The sequence below is a fragment of the Streptomyces sp. NPDC001770 genome (assembly GCF_053596135.1).
Window position 1 is genome coordinate 1 of sequence record NZ_JBSFFN010000108.1, and the last position, 1,135, is coordinate 1,135.

Consider the following 1,135-nt stretch of genomic DNA (forward strand, 5'->3'; position numbering starts at 1 on the left):
CTCCCCGAACACCTCATCCCCACCCACCTCACCACCCTCGACAAACTCCCCCTCACCCCCAACGGCAAAATCGACAAACGCGCCCTCCCCGAACCGATAACTGTCACGGCTTCGACGCGCGCGCCGCAGACTCAGCTCGAAGAGATCGCCCTCGCCCTCTTCAGCCGGGTACTGGACACCGCCCGACCTGTCGGGGTCGACGACAGCTTCTTCACCCACGGTGGCCACTCCCTGCTTGCCGCCCGCCTCACCAACCACGTTGCCGACGAGCTCGGTGTCCGGCTGACCATCCGCGACGTCTTCCAGCACCCCACACCCGCACGCCTCGCCCAGCACATCAGCACCCTCAAGGGCCGCCCCGCACTCCCGCCCCTGACCGCCGGCGCATCCACCGACGACAACGACATACCCCTGTCCTACGCCCAACGCCGACTCTGGCTGCTCGCCGAACTCGACGGCGAAAGCACCGCCTACAACGTCCCGATGGCCATCCACCTCGAAGGCCCGATCGACGCCGACGCCCTCGAAACCGCCCTCAACGACGTGATCGGAAGGCACGCGCCCCTGCGGACCGTGTTCACCAGCGTCGACGGCGAACCGCGGCAGCGTGTCCTCCCCGCCGCACAGGCCCGGGTACGCATCGAGCGTGGTGCCTCCACGCCGGAGACGCTGGACGACGATCTGGCCGCAGCCGTCCGGCACCGGTTCGACCTCAGGACGGAGGCCCCCCTGCGGGCCACCCTCTTCGGCCTCGGCGACGGGCGCACGGTCCTGCACCTCCTGGTGCACCACATCGCGACGGACGGCCGGTCCGCCGGAGTGTTCTTCGACGACCTGTCACGGGCCTACCAGGCACGTGTCGCCGGCACCGAGGGCCAGGTACTGGAACCGCTCAAGGTCCAGTACGCCGACTACGCCGTCTGGCAGCAGCGGGCACTCGGCTCCGCCGAAGACACCGAAAGCGTCCTCTCGCAGGAACTCGCCTTCTGGCGCGAGACCCTGGACGGGCTGCCCGAGGAACACACGCTCAACCTCGACCACCCCCGCCCCGCGCAGGCCACGCACCGCGGCGGAACAATCGAAGTCGCCCTGGAAGGGGACCTGTTCGGACACATCGGCGCACTCGCCCGCGCCG

The 1,135-nt window shown here is 69.4% G+C and carries 1 protein-coding gene; it reads left to right on the forward strand.

The window, feature by feature from the left end; translation table 11 throughout:
- Positions 1-1,135: condensation domain-containing protein (locus ACWCSV_RS34560; RefSeq protein WP_451149229.1), on the forward strand; the 1,135-nt coding region annotated here is incomplete at both ends.